This window comes from Mycobacterium saskatchewanense, assembly GCF_010729105.1.
GTDB lineage: Bacteria > Actinomycetota > Actinomycetes > Mycobacteriales > Mycobacteriaceae > Mycobacterium > Mycobacterium saskatchewanense.
Map to the genome: position 1 here is coordinate 89486 of NZ_AP022573.1, position 15374 is coordinate 104859.

Consider the following 15374-nt stretch of genomic DNA (forward strand, 5'->3'; position numbering starts at 1 on the left):
GTGTTAACGGCTAGGCCAGCGGGTTCGGCGCGGCGTTAACGCGGGTGCTGCGCCACTCATCCGTTACGTCGCGCAGCGGAATCCGATGTGGGAGGTCGCGCTGTCCTGCGACTGCGACGACCGCGCGGCGGCCCGGTACCGATGGCAGTACTCCGGGGCGCACAGGTGGGAGCCGCCCTTCAGTGTCTGCATGACCGCCGGGTCGCCCATGTCCGGCGGCGGGCAGCACGTGTTGGCCGGACCGCCGGGCCGGTGCCGGGTCTGGTACCGCGTGACGGTCCACTCCCAGACGTTGCCGATCATGTCGAAGAGGCCGAACCCGTTGGGCGGGAACGATTCCACGGGTGACGTGCCGACCCAGCCGAGGGCGCCGGTGTTGTGGTAGGGGAAGTCCCCCTGCCACGTGTTGGCCATCAGCTGCCCGTCCGGGGCGACCGTGTCACCCCACGGGTAGACGGTCGTCGTTCCGGCCCGGGCGGCGTACTCCCATTCGGCCTCGGTCGGCAGCCGGCGCCCGGCCCAGCGGGCGTACGCGGACGCGTCGGGAAAGGCGACCTGCACGACGGGGTGGTCGGGGCGGTCGTCGATGGACGAATCGGGCCCGAACGGACGCCGCCAGTGCGCGCCGGGAACCCATGTCCACCACTGCCGCCAGTCCCGCAGGTCCACCGGACCGGGCGTCGGGCGGAACACCAGCGCGCCCGGCGCGCAGTCCTGGGGGTCCAGGCCCGGGTACTGCGCGGGGTCCAGGCTTCGCTCGGCGACCGTGACATAACCGGTCGCGGCCACGAATTCGGCGAACTGGGCGTTGGTGACCGGGTGGCGTTCAATCGCCAAGGGCCCCACCGACTCCGTGTGGACCGGCGTCTCCTCCGGATAGAACGAGGCCGATCCCATCTCAAACGAGCCGCCCGGCAGGCCTACCAATTCTGTGAGCACGCCGCCAGGCTAACCGGCCCAGTCCCCGTGCGCACCAAGCGCCGAGATTGCGGTGTGGGTCACGCTCGGTCGCGGATCACGACCGCACAGGCGATCTCGGCGGCCGCGACTAGCCGAGACTGGTCGCGCTGAACGTGTCGCACTTGTTCGGGTCGCCCGTCTGGTAGCCGACGGTGAACCAGTGCTGCCGCTGCGCCGACGAACCGTGGGTCCACGACTCGGGATTGACGCGCCCGGTCGACTCCTTCTGGATGCGGTCGTCGCCGACCGACGCCGCGGCCGACAGCGCGTCGGCAATGTCCTTGTCGCTCAACGGTTCCAGATAGGGCACGCCGGTGCTCTCCTGTTTGACGGTCGAGGCGTAGTGCGCCCAGATGCCGGCGTAGCAGTCGGCCTGCAGCTCGGTGCGCACCCCGTTGCCGCCGGCGCCCTGCGCGCCCTGCTGCGAGCGGCCCAGCACGCCCTGCAGCTGCTGAACGTGGTGGCCGTACTCGTGGGCGACGACGTACTCCTGCGCGAACGGCCCACCGCTGGAACCGAATTTGTCGACCAGCTCCTGGAAGAAGTCGGTGTCGAAGTAGGCCGTCTGGTCCACCGGGCAGTAGAACGGCCCGACGGCGGTGGTGGCCGGCCCGCAGCCGGTGTCCACCGATCCGGTGAACAACCGCATGTGCGGCCGGGTGTAGGTCTTGGGCATCAGCTGGTGCCACACCGCGTCCACGGAGTTGCCCGTCGCCACCACCCGGCACTGCACGTACTTGTTGGCGTCGGCGCCGGTCTTGCAGACGCTGAGGTCGAACCCGGGTGCCACGTCGCCGCTGGTATCCATCGGCTGCTGGCTCACGATCCCGCCGGGGTCGACACCGAAGAACAACGCCAGGAAGATGATCAGCAGCCCGCCGGCGCCGCCCCCGAGGGCCATGCGAATCCCGCGGCCGCCGGAGCTCGACGCGGTGCTGGTGTCGATCTGCATTCCGTCGTTGAACATCGCACCAATCTATCCGGGCCCGTCGCTGGCCGCGGCCAATAGCGGCACCAGAACGTCGCTGATCGGCGTCGCCAGCCCGTGGGCGCGGCCCTTGCGGGCGATCACGCCGTTGCGGATGTCCCACTCCATCGGCCGGCGATGCTCGCGGTCGGCCAGGATCGAGGTCCCCATGTCCTCCGGGGCCCGGCGGAAGAGCTCCACCACCTCGTCGACCACCTCGTCCCCGAGGCGGGCGCCCTCGGCCCGCGCCACGGCCAGGCACTCGGCGACATAGGGGCGCGCCAGCGCGGCCACGTCGTCGCGGCGGAACATCCCCGACCGCCGCCCGGCGAGCGCCATGAACCCGGCCAGCGCGTTGGTCAGCAGCTTGCGCCAGCCGGCGGTGACGATGTCGGGGTCGCAGTCGACGCGGCAGCCGGCGCCACGCAGCAGGTCGGCGACGGCCTGCGCGGACGGGCCGCTCGGCAGCACCAGCGCGGCCTCGGTCCGCAGCCGCACCCAGCCCCCGGGCTGGGTTTCGGCGGAGTACCACACGATGCCGGGGACCACCGGCGACGACGGGCAGTGCGGCCGCACCTGCTCGACCTGCTCCACCCCGTTCTGCAGCACCGCGACGATGGTGTGCTCCTCGCACAGGCGGGCCAGCCAGCGGCCGGCATCGGCGTTGTGGGTGGCCTTGACGGCCAGCACCACGACGTCGACCGGGCCGGCCACGTCGGCGGGGTCGGTGAGCACGGGGCCGGGCACCACGATCGGGTCCGCGCCGTCGGGTCGCAGTTCGATGGCGTCGCGCGGGGTGCGGCCGCACACCAGAACGGGATGCCCGGCCCGGTGCAGCAGCGCGGCGACCGTCGTGCCGACGGCGCCCGGACCCACGAGTGCGATGTTGGTGACGATAGGAGCGAAATTACCTCCCTCTAGACTGGGCACTCGTTCCAACCGGGTGAAAGGGAGTGTTTGTGCTGCGCAGCCACGGGGCCGGGTCGCTCCGGAATCGCGACGCCGGCCAGCAGGTCACGTTGGCCGGTTGGGTAGCCCGCCGCCGCGACCACGGCGGCGTCATCTTCATCGACCTGCGGGACGCCTCGGGTGTCGCGCAGGTCGTGTTCCGCGCGTCCTTGCAGGAAGGACAGGCGCTGGCCCAGGCGCACCGCCTGCGAGCCGAGTTTTGCGTCGCCGTCACCGGCGTCGTCGAGACCCGCCCCGAGGGCAACGCCAATCCGGAGATCGCCACCGGCGACATCGAGGTCAACGCCACCGCGCTGACCGTGCTCGGCGAGAGTGCCCCGCTGCCGTTCCAGCTCGACGAGCCCGCCGGCGAGGAGTTGCGGCTCAAATACCGGTACCTGGACTTGCGCCGCGAGGGCCCGGCCGCGGCGATTCGGTTGCGCTCCAACGTCAATGCCGCGGCACGTTCGGTGCTGGCCCGGCACGACTTCGTCGAGATCGAGACGCCGACGATCACCCGCTCCACGCCCGAGGGGGCGCGCGACTTCCTGGTGCCCGCGCGGCTGCACCCCGGCTCGTTCTACGCCCTGCCGCAGAGCCCGCAGCTGTTCAAGCAGCTGCTGATGGTCGCCGGAATGGAGCGCTACTACCAGATCGCCCGCTGCTACCGCGACGAGGACTTCCGCGCCGACCGGCAACCCGAGTTCACCCAGCTCGACATGGAGATGAGCTTCGTCGACGCCGAGGACATCATCGCGATCTCCGAGGAGATCCTGACGGCGCTGTGGGCGTTGATCGGTTACCAGGTTCCGACGCCCATCCCGCGGATCAGCTACGCCGATGCCATGCGGCGGTTCGGCTCCGACAAGCCCGACATGCGTTTCGGGCTCGAACTCGTCGAGTGCACGGAGTTCTTCTCCGACACCACGTTTCGCGTCTTCCAGGCCCCATACGTCGGGGCCGTCGTGATGCCCGGCGGGGCGTCGCAGCCGCGTCGCACGCTGGACGGCTGGCAGGAGTGGGCCAAGCAGCGCGGGCACCGGGGACTGGCCTACGTGCTGGTCGGCGAGGACGGCACGCTGGGCGGCCCGGTGGCCAAGAACCTGTCCGACGCCGAACGCGACGGCCTGGCCGCGCACGTCGGCGCCGAGCCGGGGGACTGCGTCTTCTTCTCGGCCGGGCCGCCGAAGTCGTCGCGGGCGCTGCTCGGGGCCGCCCGGAACGAGATCGCGCACCGGCTGGGGTTGATCGATCCCGCCGCATGGGCGTTCGTGTGGGTGGTGGACCCGCCACTGTTCGAGCCCGCGGAGGAGGCGACCGCCGCCGGCGACGTGGCCGTCGGCGCGGGGGCGTGGACCGCGGTGCATCACGCGTTCACCTCGCCCAAGCCGGAGTACGAGGGTGTGGTCGACACCGATCCGGGCAGCGTGCTCGCCGACGCCTACGACATCGTCTGCAACGGCAACGAGATCGGTGGCGGCTCGATCCGTATCCACCGCCGCGACGTCCAGGAGCGGGTCTTCGCCGTGATGGGCCTGGACCGGGCCGAGGCCGAGGAGAAGTTCGGATTCCTGTTGGAGGCCTTCACCTTTGGCGCCCCGCCGCACGGCGGCATCGCCTTCGGCTGGGACCGGATCAACGCGCTGCTGTCGGGCGTCGACTCGATCCGGGACGTCATCGCGTTCCCCAAGACCGGCGGCGGCGTCGACCCGCTGACCAACGCGCCCGCCCCCATCACCGCCCAGCAGCGCAAGGAATCCGGAATAGACGCCAAGCCGAAACAGGTTTGAGCAGGCATGGCTGACAGACCGGACATCGGCGACGTAAGAGAATTCAACAACGCCCTCATCGAGGAATTCCGGGCGAACGGCGGGAAGGTCGCCGGGCAGTTCGCGGGCGCGAACCTGTTGCTGCTCACCACGACCGGCGCCAGGTCCGGGCAGCCGCGGGTATCACCGCTGGCCTACTTCCGCATCGACGGCAAGCTGATCATCATCGGCTCCTTCGCCGGCTCCCCCAGGGACCCGGCCTGGGTGCACAACCTGCGGGCGAATCCACGGGCGCGCGTGGAGGTCGGCGCCGAAACGGGTGTCCAGGCATTGGACGTCACCGCCCGCGAGCTGCCGATTGCCGACCGCGAGGACGTCCTGCCGAAGGTCGTCGCCGCGGCGCCGGTGGTCGCCGAGTACCAGGCCAACACGAGCCGGGTGATCCCGCTGTTCGAGCTGCAGCCGGCCTAGTTCCCGTGAGGGCGGCGCGCGCAGGCCTCAAGCGGCTGCGCGGCGTGTGGTTCACGCTGCTGCAGACCTCGGTCGCCGCGGGCCTGTCCTGGTACGTCGCCCACGAGGCGCTCGGCCACCCACAACCGTTCTTCGCGCCGATCGCCGCCGCGGTGTCGCTGTCGATCAGCAACGTGCTGCGCGCGCAGCGGGCCATCCAGATGATGATCGGTGTGACCGTGGGCATCGCGGTGGGCACCTTGGTGCAGGCCGTGTTCGGCCCCGGTTCCCTGGCCATCGGGGTGGCCGCGCTGCTGGCGCTGTGCGTGGCGGTCTTCATCGGTCACGGCTACATCGGTCAGGGGATGATGTTCGCCAACCAGACCGCCGTCTCCGCGATCCTGGTGCTCGCGCTGTACCGCAGCGGCGTCGGCTTCGAGCGCCTCTTCGACGCGCTGCTCGGGGGCGTCGTCGCGATCGTGTTCGCCGTGCTGCTGTTTCCGGCCGACCCGTTGCGAGTGCTGCGCACCGCGCGCGTCGGGGTACTCGGCGTCCTGCACGGTGTCCTGACGGACGCCTCGGAGGTCGCCGCGGGGCGCCGGGCCGCCCCGCCCGACTGGCCGCTGTCGGCCGTCGACCGGGTGCACGCCGAGCTCGGCGAGCTGGTCGGCGCGCGCACCACCGCCCGCCAGGCTGTGCGCATCGCGCCGCGACGGTGGGGCCTGCGCGACGCCGTCGACGCCGCCGAGCACCAGGCCGTGCACGTGGCGCTGCTGGCGGGGTCGGTGCTGGAACTGGCGCGTGCCCTCGCGGTCGACAGCTGCCGCGACGGGTTCCCGCCGACCGTGCCCACCGTGCTGGTCGAGCTTGCGGCGGCGACCGCCCTCGCCGACCCGGACCCGGCGGGCGCGTCGGCGTACACCGCGGCCGCGCGCCACCACGCGCGCCGGCTGCAGTCGCAGGCCCGGGAGAAGACCGAGGTGGTGCTGGCCGACGTCGTCACCGCCTGCGTGGACGACCTGCAGCGGGTGATCGAGCTGCGGCAGGTGCGCAGGGTGTGACCGCTCACATCGAGTCGGCCAGGAACTCCTGCACCAGCTTCTTCGGCGCCTGCGTCAGCCAGGCCTCGGTGATCAGCTCCTCGAGCCCGCGAACCGACGCCTCGGCCAGCCGGACCAGCACCGCGGGGTAGCCGTCGAAATGCGGGGTCGTGAAGTAGATGTCCGGCTCGTCGGCGATCAACGCGAACTTGACGCCCTCGTCGGACACCCGGACGCCGAGGATGTCGCCCGAGGGGGGCTCCACCCCGCTGCGCGCCAGCGCCTCGCGGTCCGACGGGCGCAGCGGCCGCTCCCACGCCAGCAGTTTCTTGCCGACCCGCCAGTCATGCGGTGACGGCTCCGAGGTGAGTGCCAGCCCACCGACGATGCGGGCGACGTCGTCCCACGTGGCCACGTCATTGATTGTGCTCCCGGAGGCGGCGCGTGGCCGACAGTAGTAGAAATAGGTCGCCGCAGAAACGTCCAGGAGGTGCGCTTGTCCGAAGCCGGCCCGCAGCCGGATGAGGCCCCCGTCGCCCACCGCCACCGCGTCACCCACCGCACCGAGTACCGCTACTCGGACGTGGTGACCAGCTCTTATGGCCGCGGTTTCCTCACCCCGCGCGACTCGCTGCGCCAGCGCTGCATCGCCCACCGGCTGACCATCGACCCCGCACCCGCCGACAGCTCCACCAGCCGCGACGTGTACGGCAACATCAGCAACTACTTCCACGTCACCGAACCGCACCGCGCGCTGACGATCACCAGCGACTCGATCGTCGACGTGTACCCGCCGCCGCCGCAGCGGTACAGCAGCGGGCCGGCGACCCAGCCGTGGGAGGCGGCCCGGCCGGCCGGTAGCCGGGGGGCGCTCGCCACCGAGTTCACCCTTGACCTCGACCCGCCGGAGATCACCGACGCGGTCCGCGACTACGCCGCGCCCAGTTTCCCGCCGGGGCGGCCGTTGGTGGAGGTGCTGCGGGAGCTCACGTCGAGGATTTTCGCCGACTTCACCTACCGCTCGGGGTCGACGACGATTTCCACCGGGGTCAACGAGGTTCTGGCGGCCCGCGAAGGGGTATGTCAAGACTTTGCGAGGCTGGCGATCGCCTGCCTCCGCGCTAACGGTCTTGCAGCCAGCTACGTCTCGGGGTATCTGGCCACCGACCCGCCCCCCGGAAAGGATCGCATGATCGGCATCGACGCCACCCACGCCTGGGCCGCGGTATGGACGCCGCAGGAGCCCGGCCAATTCGAGTGGCTTGGGCTCGATCCCACCAACGACCAGCTGGTCGACCAGCGCTACATCATCGTCGGGCGCGGACGCGACTACGCGGACGTGCCGCCAGTGCGCGGCATCATCTACACCAACTCCGAACACAGCAAGATCGACGTGGCCGTCGACGTCGTGCCGTTCGAGGGGGAGTCCTTCGATGCGTGACTTCCACTGCCCCAACTGCGGCCAGCGCCTGACGTTCGAGAACTCCGAGTGCCTGTCGTGCGGCAGCGCGCTGGGCTTCTCCCTCGAGCAGATGGCGTTGCTGGTCATCGCCAAGGGCGACGAGGGCGAGCACGCCGGCGCCGTGCCCGCCGAGGAATACCAGCTGTGCGGCAACCTCTATCTGGCCGAATGCAATTGGCTGGTCCCCAAGAGCGACCGCGGGAGCCTGTGCGTGTCGTGCGCGCTCACCCTTGAGCGGCCCAACGACGCCGACACCGAGGGGCTGGCGGCCTTCGCCCGCGCCGAGGCGGCCAAACGGCGGCTCATCGTGGAGCTGCACGAGCTGCGGCTGCCGATCATCGGGCGCGACCAGGACCCCGACTACGGCCTGGGATTCCGGCTGCTGTCCAGCGCGCACGAGAAGGTGATCACGGGACACGAGAACGGCGTCATCACCATCGATCTGGCCGAGGGCGACGACGTGCACCGCGAGCAGCTGCGCGTCGAGATGGAGGAGCCGTACCGGACGCTGCTGGGGCACTTCCGCCACGAGATCGGCCATTACTACTACTACCGGCTGATCGCCCCGACGGCCGACTACGTCGCCCGGTTCAACGAGCTGTTCGGCGACCCCGACGCCGACTACCAGGAGGCGCTGGACCGGCATTACCGCAACGGCGCGCCGGAGGGCTGGCAGGAGACGTTCGTGTCGTCGTACGCGACGATGCACGCCGCCGAGGACTGGGCCGAGACGTTCGCGCACTACCTGCACATCCGGGACACCCTGGACACCTGCGCGTGGTGCGGCCTGGCGCCGGCGACGGCGACGTTCGACCGGCCGCCGCTGGGGCCCAGCGCATTTCAGATGATCATCGACCTGTGGCTGCCGCTGTCGTGGTCGCTGAACATGGTGAACCGGTCCATGGGCCACGATGACCTGTACCCGTTCGTGCTGCCCACGAAGGTGCTGGAGAAGATGCAGTTCATCCACACCGTGGTCGAGGAGCTGACGTCGCAGGAGACCGGGCCGGCGGCGATAGCCGGGTAGCCGTCCTCGGTTGGCGGCGTCGCAAACGGGCAGACTGGGGCGATGTGCTTCTCGATGACGGCGGACCTGGTGGTGGGCACGGCGCTGCTACCGGTCGCGGTCGCAACCCTGCGCGAGGTGAGGCACTGGCGGGAGGTGCCATTCGCTTTGCTGCCCACCATTTTCGCGTTCCACCAGCTCCTCGAAGCGGCGGTGTGGCCCAACGGCGTCGTCCCCGCCGGGCTGGCCCAGGTGGCGATGCGCGCTTATATCGTCATCGCATTGCCGTTGCTGCCCGCCTGGGTGCCGCTGGCGGTGTTGATGCTCGAGCCGCGCGGTGCGCGACTGCGGGTGGCGCCCTTCGTGGCGCTCGGCGCCGTCGTGGCGGCATATCTGGCCGTCGTCGTCCTCACCAGGCCGGTCGGGATGACGAGGTGCCCCCATGCGCTGGCGTACCACACCGACGTCAGCCACCCCTATCTGTGGGCGGCGCTCTACGTCATCGCCGTCATCGGCCCGGCGGTGCTGTCGGGCTACCGCTCGATCGTGATGTTCGGGTTGGCGAACCTGGTGGGGCTGATTGTGGTCGCCGTTCTCTACCTGCAGGCGTTCACGTCGCTGTGGTGCGTCTACGCCGCCACGCTGTCGGTCCTGGTGCTGGTGCACATGCTGCGTCGTCGTCGACTGCCCGACCCGCACCGCTACCGCGGCGTTCCCATGGACCGGGCGGCATCGATCTAGGAATTTCCGCCGCGACAGGCCGACCAGCTAAGCCGGCATCACCCGGCGTTCGTCGGGACCCCACAGCGGTTGCATCCCGCCGGGCAGGGCCAGCTGCGTGGTGGTGATGGCCTCGGCGAGGTCGCGCAGCTCCGCGTGCACGGCGGCGAGCAGCTCCGACAGCTCCGCCCGCCGCCCGCCGGCGACCACTTCCAGCTCGGCGGGATGCGACCGCCGCAGCAGGGTGGCGATCTCGTCCACGAGCCGCTCCGGCCGTGACGACCCCGACGCGCCCGGCAGGTCCTTGAGTCGGGCGCGCAGGCGATCCACCTGGTAGAGCAGCGACCGCGGGTTCTGCGCGTCGAACAGCATCAGTTCGGTCACCGCGGCGACGCTGATGTTGCCGACGGTGCGGCGCCGGTAGATGACCGACGACTCGCATGCCACCAGGGTGGACTCGATGATCGTCTGCTCGGCGGCCGCCCCGCGGACCGTGATGAGCGTGGCCTGCAGCAGCGCGGTGAGCCACAGGGCCCGTTCGATCCGCTTGCCGATGTCCATCATGGTCCAGCCGACGTCGCGCACCATCGACTCGCCGGCCACCCCCGCCAGGGTCAGCATCCCGGCCAGCGTCTGGGCCTGCGCGTGGGCCAGCAGCGCGTCGGCCTCGGCGAGCGAGTCCGGCGGTTCGGCCCGCAGCGCGATCGCGCGCTCGACCCCGGCCAGCACCATCCACGTGTCGTTGGACAGCTGGTCGCGCACCGCGCGCGCCGCCAGCGCCAGCCCCTCCACCGACTGGACCAGCGACCCCGGCCGCGCGGGGTCCACGGTCAGCGACCACAGCGTCGACGGGGCGACGGCGATCATCTCGGCCCCGTCGCTGGCGTCCTGTGCGTCGGCGGCGGTGTCGGTCCCGGTGATGTCACCCAGCGCGGCCAGCAGCACGGGCACGCACTCGCTTTCCTCGGTGTCCTGGTGGTGCCGGTACACGTGGAAGCGGTCGCGGGCGACGATCAGCAGCCGGGCCATGTTCTCCGCGCGCTCGCCGTACCGCCCGATCCAGAACAGGTCGGACAGCACGCGCGGCGAGCTGACGCCCCAGGTGCCCGCGGCGGTCTTCGCCGGCGGCTCGGCCACGGGCAGGCCCACGGTCTCGGTCCGTGCGCGCTCCGTCGGGCGCACCCAGATATCCTTGGCGGCAACGGTTTTCAGCAGATATGCGTCGGGTCCGGGCGCCAGCACGTAGCCGATGCCGCCGATCATTGGCGCATACCCGCTCCGCTGGGCGACGGTGAACAGCCGCATGCCGACGCCGGCCGACGACAGCACGCCGGCGTGGTCGGTGGGCGCCGACGAGAACTGCGGCAGCTCCTGGCCCACCCACTGCCACGGCGTCTTCTCGATCCGGGCTGCCAGATCGGCCAGCTGCTGGGACGAAAGTGCAGGCCCCACATACGTTTTCCCGCCGACGGTGGACTTCACCAGCAGCGACGAGAGGTTCGCCAGCAGGTGGGAGCGCTCGCCGGCGATGCCGGCCCAGTAGGTCGGGGCGGTCTGCAGCAGCGGCTCCTCGGCGAGCAGCCGCTTGGCCAGCTCGGGCAGGAACCGCAGCAGGCCGGGGCTTTCCAGGATGCCGCTGCCCAGCGTGTTGACCACCGTCACCGTCCCGCGATGCTGCGCCTCCACCAGGCCGACCACCCCGAGCCTCGAATCGGCGCGCAGGTCAAGGGGATCCACGTATTGCGCGTCGACGCGGCGCAACACCACGTCGACGCGCTTGAGCGTCCCGAGCGAACGCATCCACAGCTTGCCGTCGCGAACCACGAGGTCGGCGCTCTCCACCAGCGGGAAGCCCAGCAGGGTGGCGAGATACGCCTGGTCGAAAGCGGTCTCGGAGTAGATGCCCGGGGTCAGCACGACCACCACCGGGTCCTGGGCGACGTCGGGCGCCGCGTCGATGAGCGCCAGCCGCAGCGCCTGGGCGAACGGCGTGGTGGGGCGCGGCGCGATCCGCTCGTAGAGGTCCGGGATCGCGTGGGCGACGACGCGGCGGTCGGCCAGCGCGTAGCCGGCGCCCGACGGCGCCTGCGTCCAGTCGGCGTTGACCGCGAAGCTGCCGTCGGGCAGCCTGCTCAGGTCGCAGGCGTGCATGAAGAGCTGGTGGTGCCCGGGCACCTCGATTCCGTTGGCGACGCGCACGTAACCGGGGTGGCCGAACAGCAGTTCCGGCGGCAGGACGCCCCCGGTGAGCATGCTGCGCGGCCCGTACAGGTCGGCGAGCACGGCGTCGAGCAGGCGCGACCGCTGCACCAGCCCGGCCTCCAGCAGGTCCCAGTCGGCCGCCGACACCACGATCGGCAGGGTGTCCAGGCTCCACGGCCTCGGCTCCAGCCCGGGGACCCCGTCGCGGGCCGGGTCTACCTCGGTGTAGGTGATGCCGTCGTTGTCGACGAGGCCGTGCACCACCGACCGCAGCCGGTCCAGCCCGGCCCGGCCCCGCTCGGCGACCGCGTCGGCCAGCTCCGACCAGGCCGGCCGCACGTTCCCGTCGCGGTCGACCAACTCGTCGTACCCGATCCGCGGGCCGCGCCGCAGGTCGAACAGCGCCTCCTGGGCGCGGGCGGTGCGGTACCCGGCCAGCAGGCGGTCCGCGTCGTAGCGGCCGCCGGCGGCCGTCGGGGCCTCGCCGGCTCCGAATGTCATGTCCGCGACTGCCATTACCGCTGCACGGTACGCACACGCCGCAGATCGAGGATGCCCGGCGCGCCGATGTCGGTGAAGATCCTGGCCTGCTTCTCCCGGATGTCGGCCAGGTCCAGCTTGCCGGGGGTGAAGCCGGTGGCCTCGAAGCGGCGGGCGCGGCGCGCCTCGGCCTCGACGGCATTCACGGGCGGCTCGTCGTAGGCGCGGCCGCCGGGGTGGGCGACGTGGTAGGTGCAACCGCCGCACGAGGTGCCGCTGGTGAGGTTGATCAGTTCGAACTGCAGCGGGCCGTCCGCCGAGATGGTCGGGTGCAGCGCGCTCGGCGGCTGCCAGGCCTTGAACCGCACACCGCCCACGTGGATGTCGGGATTGTCGGTGGCCAGCAACGGAACCGGGTAGCCGTTGACCGTCACCACGTAGCGATGGCGGTCGGCGCCGATGATGCGCACCTGGATGCGCTCGACCGACGAGTCGACGTAGCGGGCGGTGCCCGTCGCGGTGGACTCCTCGCCGAGGGTCGTCCACGGCTCGATCGCGCCGCGCAGCTCGATCTCCACCCCGTCGAACACGGCGGTGCCGATGCGCGGGAAGCGGAATTCGGTGAACGGGTCAAGCCAGCTCGTCTCGAACGGGATGCCGTGCGCGCGCAGGTCGGCGGCCACGTCGGCAATGTCGTGAATCAGGAAGTGCGGCAACAGGTATCGCCCGTGCAGGTTTGCTCCGTGGCGGATCAGCGGGGCGCGCAGCGGCTCGTCCCAGAACCACGCCACCAGCGACCGCACCAGCAGCGACTGCACCATCGCCATGCGCAGGTGCGGCGGCATCTCGAACCCGCGCAGCTCGAGCAGGCCGAGCCGCCCGCGGGGGCTGTCGGGGCTGTAGAGCTTGTCGATGCAGAACTCGGCGCGGTGGGTGTTGCCGGTGATGTCGGTGAGCAGGTGCCGCAGCGCGCGGTCGGTCACCCACGGCTTGGGCGCCCCGCCCGCGCACAGCCGGGCGATCTCGGCGAAGGCGATCTCGAGCTCGTAGAGCGCCTCGGCGCGGCCCTCGTCCACCCGCGGCGCCTGCGAGGTGGTGCCGACGAACCGCCCGGCGAACAGGTAGGACAGCGACGGGTGCCGCTGCCAGTAGGTGAGCAGTGAGACCAGCAGATCCGGGCGGCGCAGCAGCGGCGAGTCCGCGGGCGTCGCGCCGCCGAGCGTGATGTGGTTGCCGCCGCCGGTGCCGCCGTGGGTGCCGTCGACGTCGAACGACTCCGTCGACAGCCGAGCCAATCGGGCCTGCTCGTACAGCGTTTCGAGCAGTTGACGCTGCTCGGCGAAGCCGGCGCTGGGCGCCACGTTGACCTCGATGACGCCGGGGTCGGGGGTGATCGTCGTCGACCGCAGCCGCGCATCGGGCGGGGGATCGTAGCCCTCGATCACGACGGCGCGGCCGGCCTTCGCGGCCGCCGCCTCGACGCGGGCGATGAGGTCGAGGAAGTGGTCGAGCGCCCCGGTGGGCGGCATGAAGACGTACACCAGGCCGTCACGGACCTCGGCGACCATGGCGGTCGGCGGCGCCCCCTCGGGATCGGTGACCACCGCCGCGCCCGACTCCGCCGAGAGGGCATCCTTCGCTGCCAGGGGGTCAGCGTCGAACATGGGCCGCGGGGGCTTCCAGCTGATCGAGTCCAGCGGCAGCCGCAGCCCCGCCGGCGAGTCGCCGGGGAGCAACACGACGCGCCCGCGGCGCAGCCGCCAGTCGGCGCTCGCCCACCCGAGGTCGTCGTCGGTGCGATGCAGCGGCAGGACGAACGCCTCTGGAGTGGCGGTGGATTCGTCGAGGCGGGCCAGCAACGCGGCGCGGCCGGCCGGGGTGTCGGTTTCGGGAGCGAGGTCCTCGGGCGCTCGCACCGGATCGCCCTCGGGCAGGCGGGCTTTGGCCGCGAGCCGCTGCAGTGGGTCCTCGTAGGCCGGGCGCACCTGGCTCAGTGGCAGCCCGAAGCCGTCGGCGACCCCGGCCAGCACCTCGTACGCCGCTGCGCTGTCGACGGGATCGGCCGGCTCGGTGGCCCACGGGTCGGCGAGCAGCGCCTCGTCGTTCCACACCGGCCGTCCGTCCGTGCGCCAGTAGAGGGCGATCTGCCAGCGCGGCAACGGTTCCCCGGGATACCACTTGCCCTGGCCGCGCTGCACCAGGCCCTGCGGCGCCCACACGGCCTTGAGGCGGGCGGCCAGGTCGGAGGCGCGTTGCCGCTTGTGCGGGCCGTCGGCGGCCGTCGTCCACTGCTCGGAAACCTGGTCGTCCACCGACACGAAGGTGGGCTCGCCGCCGACGGTCAGCCGCACGTCGGCGGCCGCCATCCGCTCGTCGACGCCGCGGCCGACCTCGCAGATCGTGTGCCACGCCTCGTCGGTGTAGGGGAGGGTGACGCGCGGGTCTTCGTGGACGCGGGTGACGGTGTTGGAGAATTCCAGCGTCGCTTCGCAGGGCTCGGTGCCGCCGGTGATCGGCGCCGCGGAGGACGGGTGCGGGGTGGCGGCCAGCGGGATGTGGCCCTCCCCGGCGAACAGCCCCGACGTCGGGTCCAGCCCGATCCAGCCCGCGCCGGGGATGTACACCTCGGCCCAGGCGTGCAGGTCGGTGAAGTCGGCTGCCGGCCCCGACGGGCCGTCGAGCGCCTTGACGTCGGAGGCCAGCTGCACCAGATAGCCGGACACGAACCGCGCGGCCAGCCCGAGCTGGCGCAGGACCGACACCAGCAGCCAGGCCGAGTCCCGGCAGGAGCCGACGCCGGCGCGCAGCGTGTAATCCGGTGTCTGCACCCCGGCTTCCATCCGCAAGCTGTAGGCGACGTCGGCGTTGACCGCGTGGTTCAGCTTGACCAGCATGTCGATGGTGCGCGTGCCGTCGGGCACCGAGAAGTTCCGCACCCACGCCCGCGCCAGATCGCCGGGTCCGGACCCCTCGCCGCCCTCGTCGACGGGCCGCAGGTAGGGCTTGAGGTCGTCGGCCAGCGCCTTGGGGTACGTCATTCCGCCGGACGGCCAGGTCTCGGCCCAGTCCTCGATGAAGAAATCGAACGGGTTGATCACCTTCAGGTCGGCGATCAGGCCGACCGTGATGGTCAGCCGGCGCATCGGGTTCGGGAAGACAAGGCGGGCAACAAAATTGCCCAGCGCGTCCTGCTGCCAGTTGATGAAGTGCTCGGCCGGTTCGACGCGCAGCGAGTAGGCCTCGATCGGGGTGCGGCAGTGCGGCGCCGGGCGCAGCCGGACGACATGCGGGTACACGCCGACCAGCCGGTCAAAGGTGTAGCTGGTGCGGTGCTCCAGCGCCACTTTGATGCTCATAACCGCCGATCAAA

12 protein-coding genes are annotated in these 15374 nt (G+C 71.3%); 6 read left to right on the top strand and 6 right to left on the bottom strand.

The window, feature by feature from the left end:
* Positions 1 to 63: 63 nt before the first annotated feature.
* From G6N56_RS00480 to G6N56_RS00490, 3 genes are all read right to left on the bottom strand, one after another.
* Positions 64 to 939, bottom strand: coding sequence for a formylglycine-generating enzyme family protein (locus G6N56_RS00480; protein WP_085257737.1), 876 nt, complete (start codon positions 937 to 939; stop codon positions 64 to 66).
* Between the two features lie 109 nt (positions 940 to 1048).
* On the bottom strand, positions 1049 to 1927 hold the full coding sequence (ypfJ, locus tag G6N56_RS00485; RefSeq protein ID WP_085257738.1) for a KPN_02809 family neutral zinc metallopeptidase: 879 nt from the start codon (positions 1925 to 1927) through the stop codon (positions 1049 to 1051).
* A 9-nt stretch (positions 1928 to 1936) separates the two neighbouring features.
* Entirely contained in the window at positions 1937 to 2824 is an 888-nt protein-coding gene (locus G6N56_RS00490) for an oxidoreductase (RefSeq protein ID WP_180150537.1), read from the bottom strand.
* Positions 2825 to 2880: 56 nt separating this feature from the next.
* On the opposite strand from G6N56_RS00490, the gene aspS reads away from it, so the two are divergent.
* The 3 genes from aspS to G6N56_RS00505 are packed head-to-tail and all read left to right on the top strand — an operon-like array spanning position 2881 to position 6155.
* The gene (gene aspS, locus G6N56_RS00495; RefSeq protein ID WP_142280790.1) at positions 2881 to 4665 is read left to right on the top strand and encodes an aspartate--tRNA ligase; all 1785 of its coding nucleotides are present in this window, start codon (positions 2881 to 2883) and stop codon (positions 4663 to 4665) included.
* Positions 4666 to 4671: 6 nt separating this feature from the next.
* Positions 4672 to 5115 carry a nitroreductase family deazaflavin-dependent oxidoreductase gene (locus G6N56_RS00500; protein ID WP_085257740.1) on the top strand — a complete coding sequence of 148 codons (444 nt, stop codon included), beginning with the start codon at positions 4672 to 4674 and terminating at the stop codon, positions 5113 to 5115.
* Positions 5116 to 5120: 5 nt separating this feature from the next.
* A complete protein-coding gene (locus G6N56_RS00505) occupies positions 5121 to 6155 on the top strand; it encodes an FUSC family protein (protein ID WP_085257741.1) in 1035 nt (344 codons plus the stop codon).
* Positions 6156 to 6159: 4 nt separating this feature from the next.
* Here G6N56_RS00505 and G6N56_RS00510 read toward each other — a convergent pair whose 3' ends face one another.
* Entirely contained in the window at positions 6160 to 6549 is a 390-nt protein-coding gene (locus G6N56_RS00510; protein WP_085257742.1) for an MmcQ/YjbR family DNA-binding protein, read from the bottom strand.
* Positions 6550 to 6630: 81 nt separating this feature from the next.
* Here G6N56_RS00510 and G6N56_RS00515 point away from each other — a divergent pair, with 81 nt between their 5' ends.
* Genes G6N56_RS00515 through G6N56_RS00525 form a run of 3 tightly spaced genes read left to right on the top strand, consistent with a single transcriptional unit; the run spans position 6631 to position 9343 of the window.
* Complete coding sequence (locus G6N56_RS00515) at positions 6631 to 7575, top strand: transglutaminase family protein (protein WP_085257750.1); 945 nt, start codon at positions 6631 to 6633, stop codon at positions 7573 to 7575.
* Positions 7568 to 8623 carry a zinc-binding metallopeptidase family protein gene (locus tag G6N56_RS00520; protein WP_085257743.1) on the top strand — a complete coding sequence of 352 codons (1056 nt, stop codon included), beginning with the start codon at positions 7568 to 7570 and terminating at the stop codon, positions 8621 to 8623. The genes G6N56_RS00515 and G6N56_RS00520 overlap by 8 nt, the downstream gene beginning before the upstream one ends.
* Positions 8624 to 8677: 54 nt before the next feature.
* Complete coding sequence (locus G6N56_RS00525; RefSeq protein WP_232069180.1) at positions 8678 to 9343, top strand: DUF6629 family protein; 666 nt, start codon at positions 8678 to 8680, stop codon at positions 9341 to 9343.
* A 27-nt stretch (positions 9344 to 9370) separates the two neighbouring features.
* On the opposite strand, the gene G6N56_RS00530 is transcribed toward G6N56_RS00525, so the two are convergent.
* Both G6N56_RS00530 and G6N56_RS00535 read right to left on the bottom strand, forming a co-directional pair.
* Positions 9371 to 12040: a circularly permuted type 2 ATP-grasp protein gene (locus G6N56_RS00530; protein ID WP_085257745.1), complete on the bottom strand. Its 2670-nt coding sequence runs from the start codon at positions 12038 to 12040 to the stop codon at positions 9371 to 9373.
* Entirely contained in the window at positions 12040 to 15360 is a 3321-nt protein-coding gene (locus G6N56_RS00535) for a transglutaminase family protein (RefSeq protein WP_085257746.1), read from the bottom strand. The genes G6N56_RS00530 and G6N56_RS00535 overlap by 1 nt, the downstream gene beginning before the upstream one ends.
* Positions 15361 to 15374 lie beyond the last annotated feature (14 nt).